27 protein-coding genes are annotated in these 23,637 nt (G+C 54.9%); 11 read left to right on the forward strand and 16 right to left on the reverse strand.

Annotation, left to right across the window (positions count from 1 at the left end; all coding sequences use genetic code 11):
* Window positions 1-187: 187 nt before the first annotated feature.
* The 4 genes from glmM to rlmE form a co-directional block, all read right to left on the reverse strand.
* Window positions 188-1,525 (reverse strand): phosphoglucosamine mutase, encoded by a 1,338-nt coding sequence (gene glmM, locus EAE_RS04390; protein ID WP_015703602.1) that lies wholly within the window; start codon window positions 1,523-1,525, stop codon window positions 188-190.
* The gene (gene folP / locus EAE_RS04395) at window positions 1,518-2,366 is read right to left on the reverse strand and encodes a dihydropteroate synthase (protein WP_015703603.1); all 849 of its coding nucleotides are present in this window, start codon (window positions 2,364-2,366) and stop codon (window positions 1,518-1,520) included. The genes glmM and folP overlap by 8 nt, the downstream gene beginning before the upstream one ends.
* A gap of 354 nt (window positions 2,367-2,720) precedes the next feature.
* Window positions 2,721-4,655, reverse strand: a complete 1,935-nt coding sequence (gene ftsH, locus EAE_RS04400; protein ID WP_015369514.1) for an ATP-dependent zinc metalloprotease FtsH — start codon at window positions 4,653-4,655, stop codon at window positions 2,721-2,723.
* A gap of 99 nt (window positions 4,656-4,754) precedes the next feature.
* The gene (gene rlmE / locus EAE_RS04405; RefSeq protein WP_008806638.1) at window positions 4,755-5,384 is read right to left on the reverse strand and encodes a 23S rRNA (uridine(2552)-2'-O)-methyltransferase RlmE; all 630 of its coding nucleotides are present in this window, start codon (window positions 5,382-5,384) and stop codon (window positions 4,755-4,757) included.
* Window positions 5,385-5,507: 123 nt separating this feature from the next.
* On the opposite strand from rlmE, the gene yhbY reads away from it, so the two are divergent.
* A complete protein-coding gene (yhbY, locus tag EAE_RS04410; protein WP_002918374.1) occupies window positions 5,508-5,801 on the forward strand; it encodes a ribosome assembly RNA-binding protein YhbY in 294 nt (97 codons plus the stop codon).
* A 152-nt stretch (window positions 5,802-5,953) separates the two neighbouring features.
* Here yhbY and greA read toward each other — a convergent pair whose 3' ends face one another.
* Window positions 5,954-6,430, reverse strand: coding sequence for a transcription elongation factor GreA (gene greA / locus EAE_RS04415; RefSeq protein ID WP_015369513.1), 477 nt, complete (start codon window positions 6,428-6,430; stop codon window positions 5,954-5,956).
* A gap of 235 nt (window positions 6,431-6,665) precedes the next feature.
* Between greA and dacB the strand changes: the two genes are divergently transcribed.
* Window positions 6,666-8,099 carry a serine-type D-Ala-D-Ala carboxypeptidase gene (gene dacB, locus EAE_RS04420; RefSeq protein WP_015369511.1) on the forward strand — a complete coding sequence of 478 codons (1,434 nt, stop codon included), beginning with the start codon at window positions 6,666-6,668 and terminating at the stop codon, window positions 8,097-8,099.
* A 44-nt stretch (window positions 8,100-8,143) separates the two neighbouring features.
* Here dacB and cgtA read toward each other — a convergent pair whose 3' ends face one another.
* From cgtA to rplU, 4 genes are all read right to left on the reverse strand, one after another.
* The gene (gene cgtA, locus EAE_RS04425) at window positions 8,144-9,319 is read right to left on the reverse strand and encodes an Obg family GTPase CgtA (protein ID WP_015369510.1); all 1,176 of its coding nucleotides are present in this window, start codon (window positions 9,317-9,319) and stop codon (window positions 8,144-8,146) included.
* Between the two features lie 15 nt (window positions 9,320-9,334).
* Window positions 9,335-10,300: a DMT family transporter gene (locus tag EAE_RS04430; protein ID WP_015369509.1), complete on the reverse strand. Its 966-nt coding sequence runs from the start codon at window positions 10,298-10,300 to the stop codon at window positions 9,335-9,337.
* Between the two features lie 99 nt (window positions 10,301-10,399).
* Window positions 10,400-10,657: a 50S ribosomal protein L27 gene (gene rpmA, locus EAE_RS04435; RefSeq protein ID WP_002434222.1), complete on the reverse strand. Its 258-nt coding sequence runs from the start codon at window positions 10,655-10,657 to the stop codon at window positions 10,400-10,402.
* 21 nt (window positions 10,658-10,678) lie between these two features.
* Window positions 10,679-10,990 (reverse strand): 50S ribosomal protein L21, encoded by a 312-nt coding sequence (gene rplU / locus EAE_RS04440; protein ID WP_015703604.1) that lies wholly within the window; start codon window positions 10,988-10,990, stop codon window positions 10,679-10,681.
* Window positions 10,991-11,250: 260 nt separating this feature from the next.
* On the opposite strand from rplU, the gene ispB reads away from it, so the two are divergent.
* Complete coding sequence (gene ispB, locus EAE_RS04445; protein WP_015369507.1) at window positions 11,251-12,222, forward strand: octaprenyl diphosphate synthase; 972 nt, start codon at window positions 11,251-11,253, stop codon at window positions 12,220-12,222.
* A gap of 196 nt (window positions 12,223-12,418) precedes the next feature.
* The gene (gene sfsB, locus EAE_RS04450; protein ID WP_015703605.1) at window positions 12,419-12,691 is read left to right on the forward strand and encodes a DNA-binding transcriptional regulator SfsB; all 273 of its coding nucleotides are present in this window, start codon (window positions 12,419-12,421) and stop codon (window positions 12,689-12,691) included.
* Between the two features lie 62 nt (window positions 12,692-12,753).
* On the opposite strand, the gene murA is transcribed toward sfsB, so the two are convergent.
* The 7 genes from murA to mlaF form a co-directional block, all read right to left on the reverse strand.
* On the reverse strand, window positions 12,754-14,013 hold the full coding sequence (gene murA, locus EAE_RS04455; protein WP_015369505.1) for a UDP-N-acetylglucosamine 1-carboxyvinyltransferase: 1,260 nt from the start codon (window positions 14,011-14,013) through the stop codon (window positions 12,754-12,756).
* Window positions 14,014-14,067: 54 nt separating this feature from the next.
* Window positions 14,068-14,322, reverse strand: coding sequence for a BolA family iron metabolism protein IbaG (ibaG, locus tag EAE_RS04460; RefSeq protein WP_015369504.1), 255 nt, complete (start codon window positions 14,320-14,322; stop codon window positions 14,068-14,070).
* Window positions 14,323-14,458: 136 nt separating this feature from the next.
* The gene (gene mlaB / locus EAE_RS04465; protein ID WP_015369503.1) at window positions 14,459-14,749 is read right to left on the reverse strand and encodes a lipid asymmetry maintenance protein MlaB; all 291 of its coding nucleotides are present in this window, start codon (window positions 14,747-14,749) and stop codon (window positions 14,459-14,461) included.
* Window positions 14,749-15,384: a phospholipid-binding protein MlaC gene (gene mlaC, locus EAE_RS04470; protein ID WP_015369502.1), complete on the reverse strand. Its 636-nt coding sequence runs from the start codon at window positions 15,382-15,384 to the stop codon at window positions 14,749-14,751. Before mlaC ends, mlaB begins: the two co-directional genes overlap by 1 nt.
* Before the next feature lie 18 nt (window positions 15,385-15,402).
* Window positions 15,403-15,954, reverse strand: coding sequence for an outer membrane lipid asymmetry maintenance protein MlaD (gene mlaD, locus EAE_RS04475; RefSeq protein ID WP_015369501.1), 552 nt, complete (start codon window positions 15,952-15,954; stop codon window positions 15,403-15,405).
* 4 nt (window positions 15,955-15,958) lie between these two features.
* Entirely contained in the window at window positions 15,959-16,741 is a 783-nt protein-coding gene (gene mlaE, locus EAE_RS04480; RefSeq protein ID WP_015369500.1) for a lipid asymmetry maintenance ABC transporter permease subunit MlaE, read from the reverse strand.
* A 7-nt stretch (window positions 16,742-16,748) separates the two neighbouring features.
* The gene (mlaF, locus tag EAE_RS04485; RefSeq protein ID WP_015369499.1) at window positions 16,749-17,561 is read right to left on the reverse strand and encodes a phospholipid ABC transporter ATP-binding protein MlaF; all 813 of its coding nucleotides are present in this window, start codon (window positions 17,559-17,561) and stop codon (window positions 16,749-16,751) included.
* A gap of 206 nt (window positions 17,562-17,767) precedes the next feature.
* Here mlaF and EAE_RS04490 point away from each other — a divergent pair, with 206 nt between their 5' ends.
* From EAE_RS04490 to rpoN, 7 genes are read left to right on the forward strand one after another with little or no spacing between them, the layout of a single operon-like run.
* Complete coding sequence (locus EAE_RS04490; protein ID WP_015369498.1) at window positions 17,768-18,745, forward strand: calcium/sodium antiporter; 978 nt, start codon at window positions 17,768-17,770, stop codon at window positions 18,743-18,745.
* Between the two features lie 14 nt (window positions 18,746-18,759).
* Window positions 18,760-19,746: an arabinose-5-phosphate isomerase KdsD gene (gene kdsD, locus EAE_RS04495; protein ID WP_015369497.1), complete on the forward strand. Its 987-nt coding sequence runs from the start codon at window positions 18,760-18,762 to the stop codon at window positions 19,744-19,746.
* Window positions 19,747-19,760: 14 nt separating this feature from the next.
* A complete protein-coding gene (kdsC, locus tag EAE_RS04500) occupies window positions 19,761-20,327 on the forward strand; it encodes a 3-deoxy-manno-octulosonate-8-phosphatase KdsC (protein WP_015369496.1) in 567 nt (188 codons plus the stop codon).
* Window positions 20,324-20,899 (forward strand): LPS export ABC transporter periplasmic protein LptC, encoded by a 576-nt coding sequence (gene lptC, locus EAE_RS04505; RefSeq protein ID WP_015369495.1) that lies wholly within the window; start codon window positions 20,324-20,326, stop codon window positions 20,897-20,899. The genes kdsC and lptC overlap by 4 nt, the downstream gene beginning before the upstream one ends.
* The gene (gene lptA / locus EAE_RS04510; RefSeq protein ID WP_015369494.1) at window positions 20,868-21,413 is read left to right on the forward strand and encodes a lipopolysaccharide ABC transporter substrate-binding protein LptA; all 546 of its coding nucleotides are present in this window, start codon (window positions 20,868-20,870) and stop codon (window positions 21,411-21,413) included. Before lptC ends, lptA begins: the two co-directional genes overlap by 32 nt.
* 6 nt (window positions 21,414-21,419) lie before the next feature.
* Window positions 21,420-22,145, forward strand: coding sequence for an LPS export ABC transporter ATP-binding protein (gene lptB, locus EAE_RS04515; RefSeq protein WP_004206203.1), 726 nt, complete (start codon window positions 21,420-21,422; stop codon window positions 22,143-22,145).
* A 47-nt stretch (window positions 22,146-22,192) separates the two neighbouring features.
* Window positions 22,193-23,626 (forward strand): RNA polymerase factor sigma-54, encoded by a 1,434-nt coding sequence (rpoN, locus tag EAE_RS04520; protein WP_015703606.1) that lies wholly within the window; start codon window positions 22,193-22,195, stop codon window positions 23,624-23,626.
* Window positions 23,627-23,637 lie beyond the last annotated feature (11 nt).

The following is a 23,637-nucleotide window of genomic DNA, read 5'->3' on the forward strand; positions in this document are numbered from 1 at the left end:
TTCACCAATAAAGCGGGACGTTTTAATATTTCCCACTGAAGCGGGTGTGAATACTAACCAAAGCGAATAACCTTCGCAAGGGCAATTTTGGCGTATTGTATCAACTGCGGAAAAAAACAGCAAAAAGCGTTTTTATATGCTTAAAAAGGCAGCAAGAGCCGCCTTTTTAATCACTTAGCTGCGATAGTTATACGCTTTTAACCGCATCGGCGATACGGTGGGCAAATTCCTTCACCTGCGCTTCATGCTCGCCTTCAACCATCACGCGGATCAGCGGTTCAGTACCGGATTTACGCAGCAGCACGCGTCCACGGTTCCCCAGCGCAGCTTCTACTTCGGCAGTCACTGCTTTCACGCTTTCATGCTCCAGCGGATTGCCGCTGCCTTCGGTAAAGCGCACATTGACCAGAATCTGCGGGAACATTTTCATTCCGCTGCACAGATCGTGCAGGCTCATATGATTGCGCACCATCGCCGCCACGACCTGCAGGCTGGCGACTATGCCATCGCCGGTGGTGGTTTTGTCCAGCAGAATCACATGGCCGGAGTTTTCCGCGCCAATGCGCCAGCCTTTTTCCTGCAGTTTTTCCAGCACGTAACGGTCACCCACTTTCGCGCGGGTAAACGGAATGCCAAGCTGCTTCAGCGCCAGCTCAAGCCCCATGTTGCTCATCAGCGTGCCGACTGCGCCGCCGCGCAGCTGGCCCTGGCGCAAGCCTTCACGGGCGATAATATAGAGGATCTGATCGCCATCGACTTTGTTGCCTTCATGGTCAACCATAATGACGCGATCGCCATCACCGTCATAGGCAATACCCAGATCGGCTTTTTCCGCCATCACGCGAGCCTGCAGCGCGCGTACGTCGGTTGCGCCGACCTCTTCGTTAATGTTCAGCCCATCAGGTTCACAGCCCATCGCGATAACCTGCGCGCCCAATTCGCGGAATACATTTGGCGCAATGTGGTAAGTCGCGCCGTGGGCGCAATCCACCACCACCTTCAGCGAGCCGAGGCTCAGCTCATTCGGGAAGGTGCCTTTGCAAAACTCAATATAGCGGCCGGCGGCGTCGACGATACGGCTGGCTTTCCCAAGCTCAGCGGAATCAACGCAGGTCAGCTCTTTTTCCATCTCTGCTTCAATCGCTTCTTCGACGTCATCCGGAAGCTTAGTGCCTTCGATAGAGAAGAATTTAATACCGTTGTCATAGAAAGGGTTATGAGAGGCAGAGATGACGATTCCCGCTTCAGCGCGGAAGGCGCGGGTCAGATAGGCGATTGCCGGCGTCGGCATAGGGCCGGTAAACGAAGCGGACAAGCCCGCAGCCGCCAGGCCAGCTTCCAGCGCGGATTCCAGCATATAGCCAGAAATTCGCGTGTCTTTACCGATAATAATTTTACGTGAACCATGGCGCGCCAGCACTTTACCTGCCGCCCAACCCAGCTTCAGCACGAACTCAGGCGTAATAGGTGCGTCGCCAACGCGGCCACGAATACCATCGGTGCCAAAATATTTGCGGTTACTCATAACGTTTATTTTCCTTAGCGGCCAGGGTGGCTTCCACCACGCGCAGCGCTTCTACCGTTTCTTTGACATCATGGACGCGAATTATCTGCGCGCCCTGCATTGCAGCAATGACTGCGCAGGACAAGCTGCCGCTCAGCCGTTCCGACGGCCCCACGTTCAACAGCTGACCCACCATCGACTTACGCGACATCCCCACCAGCAGCGGGAGGCCAAAATGATGGAACTCCCCAAGTCGGGCAAGCAGTTCATAGTTATGGGAAAGATTTTTACCGAATCCGAATCCCGGGTCGAGCAACAATTTTTCTTTTGCGATCCCCGCCTGTTCGCAGCGCACAATGTGTTCAGCAAAAAAACGGTCAACCTCGGCAAAAACATCGTCGTACTTCGGCGCTTCCTGCATTGTTTTCGGCTGCCCCTGCATATGCATCAGGCACACCGGTAGCCCGGTTTGCGCGGCGGCCTGCAGGGCGCCGGGCTCGGTTAATGAGCGAATATCGTTAATGATATGCGCGCCAGCGCGCGCGGATTCGCGGATTACCTCGGCTTTCGAGGTATCAACCGAGATCCAAACTTCAAAACGCTGTGCAATCGCTTCTACCACCGGGATCACCCGCGCCAGCTCTTCCTCGACGCTGACATCCGCCGCCCCAGGACGGGTTGATTCACCACCGATATCAATAATAGTCGCCCCGGCGTTAATCATCAGATTGGCGTGCTTAACCGCCTCTATCAACGAATTATGACTGCCGCCATCGGAGAAGGAATCTGGCGTGACGTTAAGGATCCCCATCACATGCGGATGGGAGAGATCGAGCGTTGACCCCTGGGCGTGTAATTGCATGTTTTCTTTCCGCTATGGTTTTGTACAGTTGTAGTACGGACAGGGCTCGGCCCGCACCATCTTAGAGATTCTGGCGGTGACATCATTCAATTCCTCAACAGGATAATGAAGCCCCGGCGTTTAAATATTCAAAAAATGAATATTATCAGACAGACGGCGCATCCGCGCGTGTTGAAGCCGCCACCATCCCGAAAACATTTTACGCGATGGACGATAGCACGCCATCGTCATAGCTATGTTCCGAAAGAGGATCTCATAGCCAACCGCTGCAAACGGACGCATAAAAACAAAAGGGCCGTAGCGGATTAGGCTGCGGCCCTTATTAGTCAGAGCGCTTTAGCAAAGCGTGGAGACTTATTTGTCGCCCAGCTGTTCCGACATGGTATTGCCCGGGTTAGGCGTACGCGGCTCATCAACCGGACGCGGCGCCGTCGGGGTGCCATTGTTGCCTGAGTTGTTAGAAGAACCTGGTTCTTCCCAACCCGCCGGCGGACGAACATCGCGACGAGCCATCAGGTCGTCAATCTGCGGCGCATCGATGGTCTCATATTTCATGAGCGCATCTTTCATCGCGTGCAGAATATCCATGTTGTCGTTCAGCAGTTGGCGAGCACGACCGTAGTTACGCTCAATCAGTGATTTCACTTCCTGGTCGATAATACGCGCGGTTTCATCAGACATATGCTTCGCTTTCGCGACGCTACGGCCGAGGAACACTTCGCCCTCTTCTTCGGCATACAGCAGCGGGCCGAGTTTGTCGGAGAAGCCCCACTGGGTGACCATGTTACGCGCCAGGTTAGTCGCAACTTTAATATCGTTGGACGCGCCGGTAGAAACATGTTCAGCACCGTAGATAATCTCTTCCGCCAGACGGCCGCCGTACAGAGTGGAGATCTGACTTTCCAGTTTCTGACGGCTGGCGCTGATAGCATCGCCTTCCGGCAGGAAGAAGGTCACACCCAGCGCACGGCCGCGCGGGATAATCGTCACTTTGTGTACCGGATCGTGTTCCGGAACCAGACGACCGATAATCGCGTGGCCCGCTTCGTGGTACGCGGTCGATTCTTTCTGCGCTTCCGTCATCACCATGGAGCGACGTTCCGCACCCATCATGATTTTGTCTTTCGCTTTTTCGAACTCAACCATCGAGACGACGCGTTTGTTACCACGGGCAGCAAACAGGGCAGCTTCGTTCACCAGGTTCGCGAGGTCAGCACCGGAGAAGCCAGGAGTACCACGGGCAATGATTGCCGCATCGATATCCGGCGCCAGCGGTACGCGACGCATATGAACTTTCAGGATCTGCTCACGACCACGAACATCCGGCAGACCAACGACAACCTGACGGTCGAAGCGGCCTGGACGCAGCAATGCCGGGTCCAGAACGTCCGGACGGTTAGTCGCGGCGATAACGATGATACCTTCGTTACCTTCGAAACCATCCATCTCAACCAGCATCTGGTTCAGGGTCTGCTCACGCTCATCGTGACCGCCGCCAAGACCGGCGCCACGCTGGCGACCGACGGCGTCGATTTCATCGATAAAGATGATGCAAGGCGCTGCTTTCTTAGCTTGTTCGAACATGTCGCGTACACGAGACGCGCCGACACCGACGAACATTTCTACGAAGTCAGAACCGGAAATAGTAAAGAACGGCACTTTTGCTTCGCCGGCGATAGCTTTCGCCAGCAGCGTTTTACCGGTACCCGGAGGGCCGACCATCAGGACGCCTTTCGGGATTTTACCGCCCAGCTTCTGGAAACGGCTCGGTTCGCGCAGATATTCAACCAGCTCGCCCACTTCCTCTTTCGCTTCGTCGCAACCGGCAACGTCAGCAAAGGTGGTTTTGATCTGGTCTTCGGTCAGCATTCGGGCCTTGCTCTTGCCGAAGGACATCGCGCCCTTTCCGCCGCCGCCCTGCATCTGACGCATAAAGAATATCCAGACGCCGATCAGTAGCAGCATCGGGAACCAGGAAATGAAGATGGAAGCCAGCAGGCTCGGTTCTTCCGGCGGTTCGCCAACCACTTTGACGTTTTTAGTCAACAGGTTGTCGAGCAGCTTCGGATCGTTAACCGGAATGTAAGTCGTGTAACGGTTACTATCTTTCTTGGTAACGTTGATCTCACGTCCGTTGATACGCGCTTCGCGAACCTGGTCCTGATTGACCTCTTGCAGGAAGGTAGAATAATCCACCTTGCGGCCATTCGACTCGCTGGGCCCAAAGCTCTGGAATACTGACATCAGCACAACGGCAATGACCAGCCAGAGTATTAGGTTTTTCGCCATGTCACTCAAGGGATTAACCTCTTATTACAACTGTGTTAAAAACAGCGTCAGGATACTCTATATCCAGCGTCTTTCAAACTTTCGTTTGAAATCTACCGGTTATGGTTTACGCCCGGTCGCTACAATATACACTTCACGCGAACGAGCGCGGGAAGAGTCCGGCTTACGAACTTTGACCTTCGTAAACAGGGAGCGAATTTCTCTAAGATACTCATCGAAGCCTTCGCCCTGGAACACCTTCACTACAAAACTACCACCTGGCGCTAATACATCACGAGACATTTCAAGCGCCAGTTCTACCAGATACATGGCCCGGGGAATATCCACCGCCGGTGTTCCGCACATATTCGGCGCCATATCGGACATGACAACTTGTACTTTACTGTCGCCTACTCGCTCAAGTAACGCTTTCAGGACTAATTCATCACGAAAATCGCCCTGAAGGAAGTCCACACCGACGATTGGATCCATTGGTAAAAGATCGCAAGCGATGATGCGGCCGCTGTTTCCGATCTGCGTAACCGCGTACTGCGACCAGCCACCGGGAGCAGCGCCGAGATCGACTATCGTCATTCCCGGCTTAAAAATCTTGTCACTTTGCTGTATTTCATCAAGTTTAAACCAGGCACGGGAACGTAACCCCTTTTTCTGTGCCTGTTGAACATATTTATCGCTAAAGTGTTCCTGAAGCCAGCGGCTTGAGCTGGCAGAACGCTTTTTACCTGTCATTTAACATTCCCATTCGGGTTCATCGTACTTTACTGCGTAAAAATCGACGCGGTAGTTTGGCGATATATGGGAGATGGCGGTAGAATGACCCGTTTTCAATCCCAACGTAAGCAAAAAAATACGATGAATCTGAGTACTAAACAAAAACAGCACCTGAAAGGTCTGGCACATCCGCTCAAGCCGGTAGTTATGCTTGGCAATAATGGTTTGACCGAAGGGGTACTGGCCGAGATCGAACAAGCGTTAGGGCACCATGAGCTCATCAAGGTGAAGATCGCCTCAGAAGATCGCGAAACTAAAGCCTTGATCGTGGAAGCCATCGTGCGTGAAACCGGCGCCTGTAACGTACAGGTCATCGGTAAAACGCTGGTTCTGTACCGCCCAACGCCAGAGCGTAAAATCTCGCTGCCACGCTAAGAATATCCTGAATCCCGACACAACATTGTGTAAAACGAGGGATTTCTGTGGCCAGGCGAGCAAAATGCCATGCTCCTGACGTTGATAAAAGGCCGCTATGCGGCCTTTTTCCTTTCTTTACAATCTATAAACATCGTAGCGGGAAATACGCCTTACAGGTATTCAACCTTGATAATTTCGTATTCCACTTCACCACCCGGGGTACGGATAGTGACGACGTCATCCTGCTCTTTGCCGATCAGGCCGCGGGCGATCGGTGAATTCACAGAGATGAGATTCTGTTTAAAATCAGCTTCATCATCGCCCACGATGCGGTAAGTCTGCTCTTCGTCGTTATCCAGGTTCAGCACGCTGACCGTGGCGCCAAAAATCACGCGGCCATTATTCGGCATCTTAGTGATATCGATAACCTGCGCGTTCGACAGTTTTGCTTCGATATCCTTGATACGACCTTCGCAGAAGCCCTGCTGTTCGCGGGCCGCGTGGTATTCCGCGTTCTCTTTCAGATCGCCGTGCTCACGCGCTTCAGCGATAGCAGCAATAATTTCTGGACGACGTACGGACTTCAGGAAATCCAGTTCTTCGCGCAGTTTTTCTGCGCCACGTAAGGTCATCGGAATAGCTTGCATTTGTTATACCTCTTTATCATTCCTTCATGGAACGGACGGAGTCGTTCCGCCATCGGTCACGTCTTAGCCATGGCCGAAGCAAAAAGAAAACCGACCCGGGAAACACTCCCCAGGTCAGCAGCAATTTTCAATTTGATACGCATTTTACCCTGAAGTTCACTATGGGTCATCGTTTACTTTACAGGGTGATGCACCGTAGTATGACGGCTTGGTTTCAGGTTGTTAGCGCGAGATTATGCGATTTCCCAGATTTATCATCGGATTGACTGCCGGTATAGCGCTTAGCGCTCAGGCCGCGAATATTGACGAGTACATCAGCCAGCTTCCTGCCGGCGCGAACCTTGCCTTTATGGCGCAGAAGGTTGGCTCCCCGACGCCGGAGATAGACTTTCACAGCCAGCAGATGGCGCTGCCTGCCAGTACCCAGAAGGTGATCACCGCGCTGGCCGCGTTGCTGCAGTTGGGGCCGGATTTCCGCTTCACCACGACGCTGGAAACCAAAGGCTCCCTTGACGGCGGTGTGCTGAAAGGCGACCTGATTGCCCGCTTCGGCGGCGATCCGACGCTAAAGCGTCAGGATATCCGCAACATGGTGGCGTCGCTGAAAAAAGCCGGTGTGCAGCGTATTGAAGGCAATGTGCTTATCGATACCTCGGTTTTCGCCAGCCACGATAAGGCTCCCGGCTGGCCGTGGAACGATATGACGCAGTGCTTCAGCGCCCCGCCAGCGGCGGCGATCGTTGATCGCAACTGTTTCTCCGTCTCGCTCTATAGCGCACAGAAAGCGGGCGATTTGGCCTTCATCCGCGTGGCGTCTTACTATCCGGTCACCATGTTCAGCCAGGTGCGGACGCTGGCGCGCGGCTCCGCAGAAGCGCAGTACTGCGAGCTGGACGTTGTGCCGGGCGATCTCAACCGCTATACCCTCACCGGCTGCCTGCCGCAGCGCAGCGAGCCGCTGCCGCTGGCGTTCGCCATTCAGGATGGCGCAGGCTATGCAGGCGCGATCCTGAAAGCCGAGCTCGCCGATGCGGGGATCACCTACAGCGGTACTCTTCTGCGCCAGACGCTGGCCAACGATCCCGGCACTGTGCTGGCGACGACTCAATCGGCGCCGTTGCACGATCTTCTGCGTATCATGTTGAAGAAATCCGACAACATGATTGCCGATACGGTGTTTCGTACTATCGGCCACGCGCGAATGGGCGTGCCGGGAACCTGGCGCGCCGGCTCCGACGCGGTACGGCAAATCCTGCGCCAGCAGGCGGGTATTGACCTCGGTAACACGATTATCGCCGATGGCTCAGGCCTGTCCCGGCACAACCTGATCGCGCCGGCAACGATGATGCAGGTATTGCAGTACATCGCTCAGCACGACAATGAACTCAACTTTATCTCGATGTTGCCGCTTGCCGGGCACGATGGTTCGCTGCAGTATCGTGCCGGTCTTCATCAGGCGGGCGTTGACGGTAAGGTTTCGGCGAAGACCGGTTCGCTGCAGGGGGTATATAACCTGGCAGGTTTCATTACCACCGCCAGCGGCCAAAAGATGGCCTTCGTACAGTACCTCTCCGGCTATGCAGTGCCGCCGGGCGACCAGCGCAACCGCCGCATACCATTGGTGCGCTTCGAAAGCCGACTGTATAAAGATTTGTACCAGAACAACTAAAACAAAAGGGCCGCATTGGATGATGCGGCCCTTATTACTCAGGATTAACGTTTGTAGATGAATTCGACGCCTTCTTCGTCGTCTTCGTCCCAGTCGTCATCCCAGTCTTCGTCATCTTCTTCCAGTTCGGCTTCTTCAAGCTGCTGACGGTGATAGTCGTCCCACATGAACTCGACTTTCTCCGGCTTCTGCTCTTCTTCCGCCTGCACGATTGGGTTTTCGATGATAAAGGTCATCACGTCCCAGCACAGTTCTTTAACGCCCTGCTGGCTGGCCGCAGAGATCAGGTAGAACTTATCTTCCCAACCCAGCGCTTCGGCGATGGCCTTCGCTTTGGCTTCAGCCTCCGCTTTGTCCATCAGGTCAATCTTGTTGAAGACCAACCAGCGCGGTTTAGAGGCCAGCTTCTCGCTGTATTTCTCCAGTTCGCCGATGATAATGCGCGCATTCTCAACCGGATCGGAACCGTCGATAGGCTCGATGTCGATAAGGTGCAGCAGCACGCGGCAGCGCTCGAGGTGCTTAAGGAAGCGAATACCAAGGCCAGCGCCTTCCGCCGCGCCTTCAATCAGCCCCGGAATATCGGCGACCACAAAGCTCTTCTCGTTATCCATACGCACCACACCCAGGCTCGGCACCAGGGTGGTAAATGGATAGTCGGCCACTTTCGGCTTCGCCGCGGAGACCGCGCGAATGAAGGTGGATTTACCGGCATTCGGCATCCCCAGCATCCCCACGTCGGCCAGCAGCATCAGTTCGAGCTGCAGATCGCGCTTATCGCCCGGCGTACCCATAGTTTTCTGACGCGGGGTACGGTTAACGGATGATTTGAAGCGCGTGTTGCCAAGACCGTGCCAACCGCCTTTCGCGACCATTAAACGCTGACCGTGCTTGGTCATATCGCCCATGGTCTCGCCGGTTCCCTGGTCGATGACACGGGTCCCTACAGGCACTTTCACTGTGACATCTTTACCGCGTTTACCGGTGCAGTCGCGGCTCTGACCGTTCTGTCCGCGTTCTGCGCGGAAAGATTTTTCGAATCGATAGTCGATCAGGGTGTTGAGGTTCTCGTCAGCTTCCAGCCAAACGTCGCCGCCGTCACCGCCATCGCCGCCGTCCGGGCCGCCTCGCGGAATATATTTTTCGCGGCGGAAGCTAACGCAACCATTGCCGCCGTCACCTGCTACGACCAGGATCGTTGCTTCATCTACAAACTTCATTTTACTCTCCGTAAATCATTCGCCTGAGCGGGGCAGCGGTACAACCGCTTCTCGCTTGCGCCAGCGTCCCCAAAGACGATGGCCAATGGCGGAATACATCGCGCCCGCAACCACGACAAACGCACCGAGATAACCAATCAGGTTTAACATCGGTCTGGCGAAAACATCGGGCCAGGCCATTGATAATAAATCAGAAAACAGTAGCGTAAACAGTGGCGTTAAGGTAATTAACGCGCTGACCTGCGCCGCCTGCCAGCGCGCCATGGCTTCCGCCAGCGCCCCGTAGCCGACCAGGGTATTCAGCCCGCAAAAAATCAGGCAAGCCAGTTGCCAGTCGCTCAGTTGGGATATTACCCCCGGTTTAGCGAGTGGCAGTAATGCGATAGTACATAAAGTGTACAGCAAAAATAGTATCTGCTGTGATGCCAGGCGCCGCAATAACACCTTTTGCGCGACCCCGTAGCTTACCCACACCGTTGCCGCTGCGACACCAAAAATTACCCCCCACGTGTAGTCCGTGAGACGGGTAAAGATTTCAATCAGGCTGGTGTTGAAAAACATCACCAGCCCGCTGAGCAACATCAGCGCCCCTACAACCTGGGTACCGCGCATGCGCTCTTTCAGAATCACAACGCTTGCCACCATCATGCCGACCGGCGATAGCTGGCCGATGACCTGGGAGGCCGTTGGACTGAGATATTGCAGGGAAGAGCTGAACAGAATGAAGTTACCGAACAGACCGCCGGTAGCAATCGCTAATAAAACCAACCAGCGCGGCTTGCGAAAAATTCGCAGCGGCGGCAGTTTGCCTTTGATGGCGAGGATCGCGCCAAGACCAATACTGGCCATCAAAAAGCGATAAAAGACCACCGTTGGCGGCTCCATCACTTCAAGAACCTGCTTCATTGCAATTGGCAGTGCTCCCCAACACATCGCGGTGGTTAGCGCCAAAAGAATGCCAATGCCGGCCTGCTGCTTCATGATGCCCGTTTTCCCTGCAGAAATTTTTTCCGGGATTCTAATGTAAAAAGCCCCGCAACGTGTTGCGGGGCTTTCATCCGTCACCAGGATGCGAAAAACTTATTCAGCAACGATGCTGATGAATTTACGGTTTTTCGGGCCTTTAACTTCGAACTTGACTTTACCGTCAGTCAAAGCGAACAGAGTGTGGTCACGGCCGCAACCAACGTTGGTGCCAGCGTGGAATTTAGTACCACGTTGACGAACGATGATGCTACCTGCCAGAACTGCTTCACCGCCGAAACGTTTTACGCCCAGACGTTTAGCTTCTGAATCGCGACCGTTACGAGTCGAGCCGCCAGCCTTTTTATGTGCCATTTAAATCTACTCCCTCAAGTCTTAGGCGCTGATGCCAGTGATTTTCACATCAGTGAACCACTGACGGTGGCCTGCTTGCTTACGATAGTGTTTACGACGACGAAACTTAACGATTTTAACTTTCTCGCCACGACCGTGAGCAACAACTTCAGCTTTGATTACGCCGCCCTCAACGAAAGGAACGCCGATCTTGATTTCTTCACCGTTTGCGATCATCAGAACTTCAGCGAACTCAACAGCTTCGCCAGTTGCGATGTCCAGCTTTTCCAGGCGAACGGTCTGACCTTCGCTTACTCGGTGTTGTTTACCACCACTTTGGAAAACCGCGTACATATAAAACTCCGCTTCCGCGCACCTCTTCGTGTGATTCAGAGTGCGCTATAAATATTCACAATAGGGCGCGAATATTACGCAAAACGCGACCCTTTGACAAGAGCGATCATCGATCAACGCAGAAAAAAAACACAACTTTCACGCTAACGTTTATCTGCGCTGATTTTTCAGTACAATCATATCTTCTTTTAATTCTATCTTAATCCTTCTGTGATCCCACCTGGATTCGCGGTAACAGGACATTTGGCCCGGCTTTTGCGATGAATTTAGAAAAAATCAATGAGTTAACCGCGCAGGATATGGCGGGTGTCAATGCGGCAATCCTTGAGCAGCTCAACTCAGATGTTCAGCTTATCAATCAGTTAGGCTACTACATCGTCAGCGGAGGCGGAAAACGTATTCGTCCGATGATCGCCGTGCTTGCAGCTCGCGCGGTCGGCTATCAGGGGAATGCGCACGTCAACATCGCCGCACTGATCGAATTTATTCATACCGCGACCCTACTGCATGACGACGTCGTCGACGAGTCCGATATGCGCCGCGGCAAAGCGACGGCCAACGCCGCGTTTGGTAACGCCGCCAGCGTACTGGTGGGCGACTTTATCTACACCCGCGCCTTCCAGATGATGACTCGTCTCGGTTCGCTGAAGGTGCTGGAGGTGATGTCGGAAGCCGTAAACGTCATTGCCGAAGGCGAAGTCCTGCAGTTGATGAACGTCAACGACCCGGATATCACGGAAGAGAATTATATGCGGGTCATCTACAGTAAGACCGCCCGTCTGTTTGAAGCCGCTTCGCAGTGTTCCGGTATCCTGGCTGGTTGCAGCGCGGAAGAAGAACAGGCGCTGCAGGATTATGGCCGTTACCTCGGCACCGCGTTTCAGTTGATTGACGATCTGCTGGATTACAGTTCCGATGGCGAACGCCTTGGCAAAAACGTCGGTGATGACCTGAACGAAGGCAAACCAACGCTACCTCTGCTACACGCGATGCATCACGGAACCCCGGATCAGGCGGCAATGATTCGCGGCGCTATCGAGCAGGGTAACGGGCGTCATCTGCTTGACGCGGTACTTGAAACCATGGCGGCCTGCGGTTCGCTGGAGTGGACGCAGAAACGTGCGGAAGAAGAAGCCGATAAAGCTATCGCCGCACTGCAGGTTCTGCCGGATACGCCATGGCGCGATGCCCTCATCGGCCTTGCGCATATCGCCGTTCAGCGCGACCACTAATCCCCTCCTTCTCTCCCGTGCTCACCGCGCGGGAGAGTTCCAATAAAATCCAATATTCTTCAAATAATGCCAGAAACCTTAATATATTCTGAATATACAAGAACGATACGGGAACTTGTTAAAACCATATAAGAACCAGGGTATAGTATTTCGGCCGTCCGTATTGACGCGCAGACAGTTATCACCGGGAGAATTTATGGATAAGTTCATCGACTGGCATTCAGCGGATATTATTGCCGGCCTTCGCAAAAAGGGGACGTCCCTCGCAGCTGAGTCACGACGTCACGGATTAAGCTCTTCTACGCTTGCCAACGCGCTAACCCGTCCGTGGCCTAAAGGCGAATTGATTATCGCAAACGCGCTGGGAACCGATCCGTGGGTTATCTGGCCATCGCGTTACCACGACCCCATTACCCATCAGTTTATCGACAGAACGCAGATGATGCGTCAGAAGAGACATAAGACCTAACGTGAAGGAGAGATCGATAACAGCCCCCGGACGGACGTCAGAGGGCTGCTACCGCAGCAGAATTACTCGCCTTTGACGCGTTCGATATTCGCGCCCAGAGCCTGCAGTTTATCTTCGATGCGCTCATAGCCGCGATCGATATGATAGATACGGTCGACGATGGTCGTCCCTTCCGCAATACAACCCGCCAGCACCAGGCTTGCAGATGCACGCAGGTCGGTCGCCATGACCTGTGCGCCGGACAGCTTCGCGACACCATGGCAAATCGCGGTATTACTTTCGATTTCCGCGTGTGCGCCCATACGGATCAGTTCCGGAATGTGCATGAAGCGGTTCTCGAAGATGGTTTCGGTGATAACGCCCGTTCCTTCAGCCACCAGGTTCAGCAAGGTGAACTGCGCCTGCATGTCGGTTGGGAACCCCGGGTGCGGCGCGGTACGCACGTTGACCGCTTTCGGACGGTTGCCGTGCATATCGAGGCTAATCCAGTCTTCACCGACTTCGATGTCCGCGCCAGCTTCACGCAGCTTAGCCAGTACCGCATCCAGGGTATCAGGCTGCGCATGACGGCACATAATTTTACCGCCGGAGATCGCCGCAGCGACCAGGAAGGTACCGGTTTCGATACGGTCCGGCAGCACGCGATAAACGCCGCCGCCCAGACGCGCAACGCCCTCAATGGTGATACGGTCGGAACCCTGACCCGTAATCTTCGCGCCCAGCGCGTTAAGGAAGTTAGCGGTATCGACGATTTCCGGCTCGCGCGCGGCGTTTTCAATCACGGTGGTGCCTTCAGCCAGCGTCGCCGCGCTCATGATAGTTACGGTTGCGCCTACGCTGACCTTATCCATCACGATATGCGCGCCTTTCAGACGCCCGTTAACCGACGCCTTCACATAGCCTTCTTCCAGTTTGATTTCCGCACCCAGCTGTTCCAGGCCGGTAATGTGCAGGTCGACCGGACGCGCGCCGATAGCGCAGCCGCCCGGTAGAGAAACCTGGCCCTGGCCGAAACGCGCCACCAGCGGCCCCAGCGCCCAGATGGAAGCGCGCATGGTTTTCACTAAATCGTACGGAGCACAGAAAACATTTACCGGGCCAGCATCGATCCATACGGAACCATTGCGCTCGACCTTCGCGCCCAGCTGGCTCAGCAGCTTCATGGTGGTATCGATATCTTTCAGCTTCGGTACGTTCTGGATTTCAATCGGCTCTTCGGCTAACAGCGCGGCAAAGAGGATTGGCAGGGCAGCGTTTTTAGCGCCGGAAATGGTGACCTCGCCCTGCAGGCGAGTCGGCCCCTGAACACGGAATTTATCCATTGATTCTGTTCTCGGTTAAAAATTCATCAACGCTGTAGGGAACATCCCTACAGCTTAAAAGCCATTAAGTTTGCGATCGCGTGCCCATTCTTGCGGGGTAAACGCTTTGATCGACAGCGCATGAATGCGATTGTCGGCAATATATTCCATCAGCGGCGCGTAGATAGCCTGCTGTTTTTTTACCCGGCTCATGCCGTCAAACATCTCACCCACAGCGATAACCTGAAAGTGGCTGCCATCGCCAGAGACGTGGACTTCCTGAAGGGAGAGTGCGTTCATCAGCACGGTCTGAATTTCATGATTTTCCATGGGATCACATTTTTCTGAGTGTGAAAACAGCCCAACATCTTAGAGGAAAGTGGCGCTGTCTTAAACAAGCAAAAAGCCCCATCGAACAGATTGATGGGGCTTTCAGAATAGCTTCAGCATTAACCTACTGAAAAATTTACGGGATCATGTCCGCCGGAAGGTTGTAAAGACTAACCAGCGTTTGCAGGTTTTCGCTTTTCCCTACCACTTGCGCCGTTTTGCCCTGCCGACGTACCAGCGCGACAAAATGAACCAGCAACGCTACCCCGGCGCTATCGACCCGTGAAACGTCGCTGAGGTCGATAGTGGATACGCCGTCGGTCGCCTGCGCGCGTGCATTCCACAGCGGCAGTATAAATTCCTGATCCAGTTCGCCGCGCAACGCCAGGCGTTCACCGTCGCGGTTCCAGCTCAGTTGTTCGCTCATTATTTCTTCTGATCCAGAGTGATAGGCTGGGCAGAAATAGCTTTCAGCTGCGCGGTCAGACCATCAACACCTTTCGTGCGCAGCAGGTCGCTCCACTCGTTTTGTTTGGTGGTGATCATGCTGACGCCTTCGGCGATCATGTCATAAGCCTGCCAGTTGCCGGTCTGGGTATTTTTACGCCATTGGAAGTCCAGACGTACCGGAGGACGGCCATTCGGGTCGAGGATGGTCACGCGAATCGGCACGATGGTTGCACTGCCCAGCGGCTGCTCAGGCGCAATTTGGTAAGTCTGGCCGTGATACATCGCCAGCGCCTGACCGTAAGCCTGTTTCAGATACTCGCGGAAGGCGGCGAAATAGGCTTCACGCTGTGCAGGCGTCGCCTCTTTGTAGTAACGGCCCAGCACCAGCGCGCCGGCATATTTCACCTGCACGTAAGGCAGCAGTTCCTGATCGACGATATCACGTAGATAGTTCGGGTTGGCTTTGATCTTCGGCTGTTCGTTCTTCAGACGATCGAAGGTCTTCTGCGCCGCTTCGTCCATCAACTTATACGGGTTAGTTTGATCCGCGGCATGCGCGGCTGTTAGTGGAGCAATCACCAGCATGGCGACCATGAGTAAGCGTTTAAACATATCTTGTCTCTCCTGAAATTAATGCGTCATGCCGGCCTGCGGCGTAGCGTCAGTATGACCCTCAGCCGCCGCCTTATCATTGTCAGAATTCTGATTATCGCTGCCCTTGCTGTTATAGAGGAACTGGCCTATCAGATCTTCCAACACCATGGCGGACTTGGTGTCCTGAATCGTACCGCCGTCTTTAAGAATCGCGGTGCCCAGTTCCGGGTCTTCAAAACCGACGTTCAGCGCCAGGTACTGTTCCCCGAGCAAACCAGAAGTACGAATCGCCAGCGAGCTGGTATCCGGAATGTGGTTGTAGCTTTCGTCGATATCGATGGCAACGCGCGGCAGATAGGTTTTTGGATCGAGGGTGATATCCGCGACGCGACCGACCACCACACCGCCGATGCGCACCGGTGAACGCGCTTTCAGGCCGCCGATGTTATCGAAGGTCGCATAAAGACGGTAAGTCGGTTCGGTACGCAACGAGGTGACGTTCGCCGCCTTCAGACAGACAAACAGCGCCGCCAGCAGCGCCGCCAGTAAGAACACACCTACCCAGATCTCATTTTTTTTCGTTTGCATGAACTTAATTCCCAAACATCAGCGCAGTCAGCACAAAATCCAGCCCCAGAACCGCCAGCGACGAATGCACCACGGTGCGCGTCGTTGCCCGGCTAATTCCAGCGGAAGTGGGGATAGCGTCATAACCATTGAATAACGCAATCCAGGTTACCGTAACGGCAAAAACCAGACTTTTAATCAGGCAGTTAACCAGATCCATTCGCCAGTCGACGGCATTTTGCATCGCGGTCCAGAAGAACCCCGCGTCGATGCCTTTCCAGCTGACGCCAACCAGCGAACCGCCCCAGACGCCTACGGCGACGAATATGATCGTCAACAGCGGAAGCGAGATAACCCCGGCCCAGAAGCGCGGCGAAATCACCCGGCGCAGCGGATCCACCGCCATCATTTCCATGCTGGAGAGCTGCTCGGTCGCCCGCATCAGGCCAATCTCGGCGGTTAACGCCGAACCGGCTCGCCCGGCGAAAAGCAGTGCGGCTACCACCGGCCCCAGCTCGCGCAGCAGCGACAGTGCCACCAGCATACCCAGGCTGGTCTCTGCGCTATAGGTCGTTAATACCAGATAGCCCTGCAGCCCCAGTACCATACCGATGAACAGCCCCGAGACGATAATAATCAGCATCGATAACACGCCGACGTTATACAGCTGGCGCACCAGCAGCGGAGCATGTTTGCGAAATTCCGGCTTGCCCACCACGGCATTAAACAGCATTAATCCGGCGCGCCCGAAGGTCGCGGTGGTTTTGATGCCGCGGTGTCCGAGCGCTGCCAACGCATTGAATAGCATGAGTCGTTTAGCTCCCTTTGCCTAATAAATCATGGTGGTAATCGCCCGCAGGATAGCGGAACGGCACCGGGCCGTCAGCGATGCCATCAATGAACTGGCGCACGCGCGGATCGCTATTTTCACGCAGCGATTGCGCGCTGCCGTGGGCAACGATTTTCTTATCCGCCACGATGTAGGCGTAATCCGCAATGCTCAGCACTTCCGGTACGTCGTGCGATACCACAATGCAGGTCACTCCCAGGGTACTATTCAGCTCTGAGATAAGTTTAACCAATACGCCCATGGTGATGGGATCCTGTCCGACGAAAGGTTCATCAAACATGATCAGATCCGGCTCAAGGGCAATCGCCCGCGCCAACGCCGCGCGCCGCGCCATCCCGCCGGAAAGTTCCGAAGGCATCAGTTTCGCCGCGCCGCGTAGCCCAACCGCCTCCAGCTTCATCATGACGGTGGTGTGCAGTAGCGCATCCGGCAACTGAGTATGTTCGCGCAGCGGGTAAGCTACGTTATCAAACACGTTCATATCGGTGAATAGCGCGCCGGACTGAAACAGCATGCTCATGCGTTTACGCACGGTATACAGCCGCGAGCGCGTCATTTGCGGAACGTTTTCGCCGTCAAACAGGATCTCGCCGCTGTCCGGCGGGATCTGGCCGCCGATCAAACGCAGCAGGGTCGTCTTGCCGATCCCCGATGGCCCCATAATGGCGGTAATCTTGCCGCGAGGCACCGATAGCGAGATATCATCGAAGATGACGCGGTCGCCCCGAGAGAAACGAATGCCGCGAACCTCGACTAAATTCGCCAGAGTTTGGCTCATAAAATCATCCTTACTAAACCTTCGGGCTAAGCATGGCGCTTTCTTTCACCACAAACCCAACATTTTTACAGAATCTTACCTGCCCGGGTTAGCGAAAGCTGGCATTTGTTTTACTTTTGCCACACATAAAGTCAAAATTAAGAATTCGTTACGCTGCGTACGGACGGCCAGCGAGGCGACGATTATACCTGAAGAAAGGACTTTAGATGCTCTTAGCAACGGCTCTGTTAATAATTGGTTTACTGCTGGTAGTTTACAGCGCCGATCGTCTGGTATACGCCGCTTCAATACTGTGTCGCATGATGGGGATCCCGCCGCTCATCATCGGCATGACGGTCGTGAGCATCGGTACCAGCCTGCCGGAGATCATCGTTTCCACCGCCGCCTCCCTTCACGGGCAAACCGATCTGGCGATCGGTACGGCGTTGGGATCCAATATTACGAATATTCTATTAATTCTCGGTCTTGCCGCCCTGCTCCATCCATTTACCGTGCATTCTGATATCCTGCGCCGCGAATTGCCGCTAATGTTGCTGGTCAGTTTACTGGCGGGATTTGTGCTCTATGATGGCCAGCTCTCGCGTCTGGACGGGCTGTTTTTACTGGCACTGGCCATACTGTGGCTGGTGTTTACCCTAAAAATAGCGCGCCTGGCGGAACGTCAGGGTAGCGATAGCCTGACCCGGGAACAGCTGGCGGAGCTACCGCGCGGCGGTTCGCTACCCGTCGCCCTGCTGTGGCTTGGGGTGGCGATGATCGTCATGCCGATGGCCACCCGTATGGTGGTGGATAACGCCACGGTGCTGGCGAACTATTTCGCCATTAGCGAACTGACGGTGGGCTTAACGGTCATTGCTATCGGCACCAGCCTGCCGGAACTGGCCACCGCTATCGCCGGCGCACGAAAAGGGGAAGACGATATCGCCATCGGGAATATCATTGGCGCCAATATCCTTAATCTCGTGCTGGTGCTCGGGCTGCCGGCGTTAATCGCCCCTGGCGCCTTCCCTGCTGAAGCTTTTACGCGCGACTACAGCGTGATGCTGCTGGTCAGCGCGATCTTCGCGCTGCTGTGCTGGCGGCGTAAACGGCAGCCGGGGCGCGTAGCGGGCGCCTTGCTGGTCGGCGGCTTTATGGTTTGGTTGGCGGTGCTGTTCTGTTCAGCGCCGTACTTCGTTGAATGAATTGGGGTAACATCATGTCGCAAATAGATTTGCCAACGGATTTTGACTTTCAACAGGCAGGACGTCAGGTTCTGGAAATTGAACGTGAAGGTCTGGCCCAGCTCGATCAGTATATTAATGAAGATTTCACCCGCGCCTGTGAGACGATTTTCCGCTGCGGCGGTAAGGTCGTAGTGATGGGTATGGGCAAATCCGGGCATATCGGGCGCAAAATGGCGGCGACCTTCGCCAGTACCGGCACCTCGGCTTTTTTTGTCCATCCCGGTGAAGCCGCTCACGGCGATTTGGGGATGGTGACGCCGCAGGATGTGGTCATCGCGTTATCTAATTCCGGTGAATCTAATGAAATCCTGGCGTTGATTCCGGTGCTTAAACGCCAGCAGGTGCCGCTTATCTGCGTCACCAGCCGTCCGGATAGCAGCATGGCGCGCGCCGCCGATATTCATCTGTGTGTGAAAGTGCCGAAAGAGGCCTGTCCGCTAGGGCTGGCGCCGACCTCCAGCACCACCGCCGCGCTGGTGATGGGTGACGCCCTCGCCGTGGCGCTGCTCGAAGCGCGCGGCTTTACCGCCGAAGATTTCGCCCTGTCGCACCCCGGCGGCGCACTCGGTCGTAAGCTGCTGCTGCGGGTCAATGATATTATGCATACTGGCGACGAGATCCCCCACGTCGGCCTGCAGGCTACCCTGCGCGACGCGCTGCTGGAAATCACCCGCAAAAATCTGGGCATGACGGCCATCTGCGATGACGAGATGAATATCATCGGCATCTTCACCGATGGCGACCTGCGCCGCGTCTTCGATACCGGCGTCGATATGCGCAACGCCAGCATCGCTGAAGTCATGACCCCAGGCGGGATCCGCATTCGTCCAGGCATGCTGGCGGTAGATGCGCTCAACCTGATGCAGTCCCGCCATATCACCTGCGTGCTGGTTGCCGATGGCGACCGGCTGCTAGGTGTGGTACATATGCACGATCTGCTGCGCGCTGGCGTAGTGTAAGTAAGGATAAAATAATGAATAATGCTGATGCCCAGGTCGACACCTGCTACGGGCCGGTAAGCCAGGAGTTTATCGACCGGGCGGCGAAGATCCGTTTACTGATCCTCGACGTCGACGGCGTGCTTTCCGACGGTCTTATCTATATGGGCAACAACGGCGAAGAGCTGAAAGCGTTTAACGTCCGCGATGGCTACGGGATCCGCTGCGCGCTGACTTCCGGTATTGAAGTCGCGATTATTACCGGGCGAAAAGCTAAACTGGTAGAAGACCGCTGCCAGACGCTGGGCATTACGCATCTGTATCAAGGTCAGTCCGATAAGCTGTTGGCGTTTCGTGAATTATTAAGCAAACTGGCGGTTCGCCCGGATGAAGTCGCTTATATTGGCGACGATCTGATCGACTGGCCGGTAATGGCGGAAGTCGGTTTAAGCGTCGCCGTCGCCGATGCGCATCCGCTGCTACTCCCGCGGGCGAATTACGTCACGCGAATTAACGGCGGACGCGGCGCGGTACGCGAAGTCTGCGATTTGTTACTATTGGCGCAGGGCAAGCTTGATGAGGCCAAAGGGCAATCAATATGAGTAAAACCAGACGTTGGGTTATCATCTTACTATCGCTGGTCGCGTTGATCCTGATCGGCCTGAACCTGGCAAGTACGGACGACACCGCGACCGTCGCGGTCAATCCTAACGATCCGACGTATAAAAGCGAGCATACCGATACCGTGGTGTACAGCCCGGAAGGCGCGCTGAGCTATCGTCTGATAGCCGAGCATGTCGAATACTTTTCCGAACAAGAAGTATCGTGGTTCACCAATCCGGTGATGACCACCTTTGATACCAATAAGGTTCCGACCTGGTCAATCAGAGCGGATAAAGCCAAGTTAACCAACGACCGTATGCTGTATCTTTACGGCCATGTTGAGGTCGACGCGTTGAGCCCCGACTCTCAACTGCGCAAAATTACCACCGATAACGCGCAGGTAAACCTGGTGACCCAGGATGTAACCTCTGACGATATGGTGACGTTGTACGGAACAACATTTAATTCCAGCGGCCTGAAAATGCGCGGGAACCTACGCAGCAAAAATGCCGAGCTGATTGAAAAGGTTAGAACCTCTTATGAAATTCAGAACAAACAAACTCAGCCTTAACATTGCGCTCGCAAGCGCGCTTCTGGCCGCCAGCCTGCCGGCTCTGGCAAAAACCGGCGATACCGATCAGCCGATTCACATCGAGTCCGATCAGCAGTCGTTGGATATGCAGGGCAACGTCGTGACCTTCACCGGCAACGTGGTCGTCACCCAGGGGACCATTAAAATCAATGCCGACAAAGTCGTGGTTACCCGCCCTGGCGGTGAAAAAGGCAAAGAGGTGATCGACGGTTTCGGCAATCCGGCCACCTTCTATCAGATGCAGGACAACGGCAAGCCGGTGAAAGGCCGCGCGTCGAAAATGCATTATGAACTGCAGAACGATTTCGTGGTACTGACCGGCAACGCGCATCTGGAACAGCTGGATAGCAATATTCAGGGCGACAAAATCACCTATCTGGTGAAAGAGCAGAAAATGCAGGCCTTCAGCAACAAAGGCGGTCGCGTGACTACGGTGCTGGTACCTTCGCAGTTGCAGGACAAAAGCGGCGATCAGCAGAAGAAAGGTAAGTAATCCGTTATGGCAACATTAACTGCAAAAAATCTCGCCAAAGCCTACAAAGGCCGCCGCGTGGTGGAAGACGTCAGCCTGACCGTCAACTCCGGTGAAATCGTCGGCCTGCTGGGCCCGAACGGCGCCGGTAAGACCACCACCTTTTATATGGTGGTAGGCATCGTGCCGCGCGACGCCGGCAACATCATCATTGACGATGAAGATATCAGCCTGCTGCCGCTACATGCCCGCGCGCGCCGCGGCATCGGTTACCTGCCGCAGGAAGCCTCTATTTTCCGCCGCCTGAGCGTCTACGATAATCTGATGGCGGTGCTACAGATCCGCGACGATCTCAGCAGCGAGCAGCGTGAAGATCGCGCTAAAGAGCTGATGGAAGAGTTCCACATTGAACACCTGCGCGATAGCCTGGGCCAGGCGCTCTCCGGCGGTGAACGCCGCCGCGTCGAAATCGCCCGCGCGCTGGCGGCGAACCCGAAATTCATCCTGCTGGATGAACCGTTCGCCGGGGTTGACCCTATCTCTGTTATCGATATTAAACGCATCATCGAACACCTGCGCGACAGCGGGCTGGGCGTACTCATTACTGACCATAACGTCAGGGAGACGCTGGCGGTCTGTGAACGAGCTTATATCGTGAGCCAGGGCCATCTCATCGCCCACGGCACCCCGCAGCAAATCCTTGAAGACGAGCAGGTTAAACGCGTGTACCTTGGGGAAGACTTCAGACTCTGATAGGGTAGAGGTTATAGACGTTTTAGCCGGAGATATTGACCCTGAACATGAAGCAAGGTTTGCAATTAAGGCTAAGCCAACAGCTTGCCATGACGCCCCAACTGCAGCAGGCCATCCGCTTGTTGCAGCTGTCCACGTTAGAACTCCAGCAAGAACTCCAGCAGGCGCTGGAGAGTAACCCGTTGCTTGAGCAAACCGATCTTCACGAAGAGGTTGAAACCACAGAAGCCGAGGACCGCGAGTCTCTGGATACCGTCGACGCGCTCGAACAAAAAGAGATGCCGGACGAGCTCCCGCTGGACGCCAGCTGGGATGAAATCTACACCGCCGGCACGCCGTCGGGTAATGGCGTCGACTACCAGGACGATGAACTGCCGATCTATCAGGGTGAGACCACCCAAAGCCTGCAGGATTATCTGATGTGGCAGGTCGAGCTCACGCCATTCACCGATACCGACCGCGCGATAGCCACCTCCATCGTCGATGCCGTTGACGATACCGGCTACCTCACTATTTCCATTCAGGACATTGTCGACAGTATCGAAGATGATGAAATTGGTCTTGAGGAAGTTGAAGCGGTACTCAAGCGCGTACAGCGTTTCGATCCGGTCGGCGTCGCCGCCAGGGATCTCCGTGACTGCCTGCTGATCCAGCTTTCACAATTTGCCAAAGAGACGCCGTGGCTGGAAGAAGCCAGGTTGATTATCAGCGAGCATCTTGATCTCCTGGCCAACCACGATTTCCGTAGCCTGATGCGCGTCACTCGCTTGAAAGAAGACGTTCTGAAAGAGGCGGTTTGCCTGATCCAGTCGCTGGATCCGCGCCCGGGTCAGTCCATTCAAACCAGCGAGCCGGAATACGTGATCCCGGATGTACTGGTGCGCAAGGTTAACGGCCGCTGGGTCGTCGAGCTCAATTCCGACAGCATTCCGCGGCTGAAGATTAATCAGCAATACGCGGCGATGGGCAATAATGCGCGCAACGACGCCGACAGCCAGTTTATCCGCAGCAACCTGCAAGAAGCCCGCTGGCTGATTAAGAGCCTTGAGAGCCGTAACGATACCCTGCTGCGGGTCAGCCGCTGCATCGTCGAACAACAGCAGGCCTTCTTTGAACAGGGTGAAGAATTTATGAAACCGATGGTGCTGGCGGATATCGCCCAGGCCGTCGAGATGCATGAATCAACCATTTCACGCGTTACCACGCAAAAATATCTGCACAGTCCACGCGGTATTTTTGAGTTGAAGTATTTCTTCTCCAGCCACGTCAATACCGAAGGCGGCGGTGAAGCCTCGTCTACCGCCATTCGTGCGCTGGTGAAGAAGTTAATCGCCGCGGAGAACCCCGCGAAGCCGTTGAGCGACAGCAAGCTCACCACCATGCTCTCCGATCAGGGTATTATGGTGGCGCGGCGCACTGTTGCTAAGTACCGAGAGTCTTTATCCATTCCGCCGTCAAACCAGCGCAAACAACTGGTCTGACACAACCGATA

Origin of the sequence: Klebsiella aerogenes KCTC 2190 (genome assembly GCF_000215745.1) — a bacterium.
GTDB classification, from domain to species: Bacteria; Pseudomonadota; Gammaproteobacteria; order Enterobacterales; family Enterobacteriaceae; genus Klebsiella; species Klebsiella aerogenes.

Bases quoted from the DNA above. Each gene is read 5' to 3' on its own strand.
- lptB (WP_004206203.1), top strand. From the start codon at position 21,420: ATGGCAACATTAACTGCAAAAAATCTCGCCAAAGCCTACAAAGGCCGC.
- lptA (WP_015369494.1), top strand. From the start codon at position 20,868: ATGAAATTCAGAACAAACAAACTCAGCCTTAACATTGCGCTCGCAAGC.
- ibaG (WP_015369504.1), bottom strand. From the start codon at position 14,322: ATGGAAAATCATGAAATTCAGACCGTGCTGATGAACGCACTCTCCCTT.
- rpoN (WP_015703606.1), top strand. From the start codon at position 22,193: ATGAAGCAAGGTTTGCAATTAAGGCTAAGCCAACAGCTTGCCATGACG.
- mlaF (WP_015369499.1), bottom strand. From the start codon at position 17,561: ATGAGCCAAACTCTGGCGAATTTAGTCGAGGTTCGCGGCATTCGTTTC.
- folP (WP_015703603.1), bottom strand. From the start codon at position 2,366: ATGCAATTACACGCCCAGGGGTCAACGCTCGATCTCTCCCATCCGCAT.
- mlaC (WP_015369502.1), bottom strand. From the start codon at position 15,384: ATGTTTAAACGCTTACTCATGGTCGCCATGCTGGTGATTGCTCCACTA.
- mlaB (WP_015369503.1), bottom strand. From the start codon at position 14,749: ATGAGCGAACAACTGAGCTGGAACCGCGACGGTGAACGCCTGGCGTTG.
- glmM (WP_015703602.1), bottom strand. From the start codon at position 1,525: ATGAGTAACCGCAAATATTTTGGCACCGATGGTATTCGTGGCCGCGTT.
- sfsB (WP_015703605.1), top strand. From the start codon at position 12,419: ATGGATAAGTTCATCGACTGGCATTCAGCGGATATTATTGCCGGCCTT.
- rlmE (WP_008806638.1), bottom strand. From the start codon at position 5,384: ATGACAGGTAAAAAGCGTTCTGCCAGCTCAAGCCGCTGGCTTCAGGAA.
- EAE_RS04490 (WP_015369498.1), top strand. From the start codon at position 17,768: ATGCTCTTAGCAACGGCTCTGTTAATAATTGGTTTACTGCTGGTAGTT.
- mlaD (WP_015369501.1), bottom strand. From the start codon at position 15,954: ATGCAAACGAAAAAAAATGAGATCTGGGTAGGTGTGTTCTTACTGGCG.
- mlaE (WP_015369500.1), bottom strand. From the start codon at position 16,741: ATGCTATTCAATGCGTTGGCAGCGCTCGGACACCGCGGCATCAAAACC.
- ftsH (WP_015369514.1), bottom strand. From the start codon at position 4,655: ATGGCGAAAAACCTAATACTCTGGCTGGTCATTGCCGTTGTGCTGATG.
- lptC (WP_015369495.1), top strand. From the start codon at position 20,324: ATGAGTAAAACCAGACGTTGGGTTATCATCTTACTATCGCTGGTCGCG.
- rplU (WP_015703604.1), bottom strand. From the start codon at position 10,990: ATGTACGCGGTTTTCCAAAGTGGTGGTAAACAACACCGAGTAAGCGAA.
- kdsC (WP_015369496.1), top strand. From the start codon at position 19,761: ATGAATAATGCTGATGCCCAGGTCGACACCTGCTACGGGCCGGTAAGC.
- murA (WP_015369505.1), bottom strand. From the start codon at position 14,013: ATGGATAAATTCCGTGTTCAGGGGCCGACTCGCCTGCAGGGCGAGGTC.
- kdsD (WP_015369497.1), top strand. From the start codon at position 18,760: ATGTCGCAAATAGATTTGCCAACGGATTTTGACTTTCAACAGGCAGGA.
- ispB (WP_015369507.1), top strand. From the start codon at position 11,251: ATGAATTTAGAAAAAATCAATGAGTTAACCGCGCAGGATATGGCGGGT.
- cgtA (WP_015369510.1), bottom strand. From the start codon at position 9,319: ATGAAGTTTGTAGATGAAGCAACGATCCTGGTCGTAGCAGGTGACGGC.
- greA (WP_015369513.1), bottom strand. From the start codon at position 6,430: ATGCAAGCTATTCCGATGACCTTACGTGGCGCAGAAAAACTGCGCGAA.
- dacB (WP_015369511.1), top strand. From the start codon at position 6,666: ATGCGATTTCCCAGATTTATCATCGGATTGACTGCCGGTATAGCGCTT.
- yhbY (WP_002918374.1), top strand. From the start codon at position 5,508: ATGAATCTGAGTACTAAACAAAAACAGCACCTGAAAGGTCTGGCACAT.
- EAE_RS04430 (WP_015369509.1), bottom strand. From the start codon at position 10,300: ATGAAGCAGCAGGCCGGCATTGGCATTCTTTTGGCGCTAACCACCGCG.
- rpmA (WP_002434222.1), bottom strand. From the start codon at position 10,657: ATGGCACATAAAAAGGCTGGCGGCTCGACTCGTAACGGTCGCGATTCA.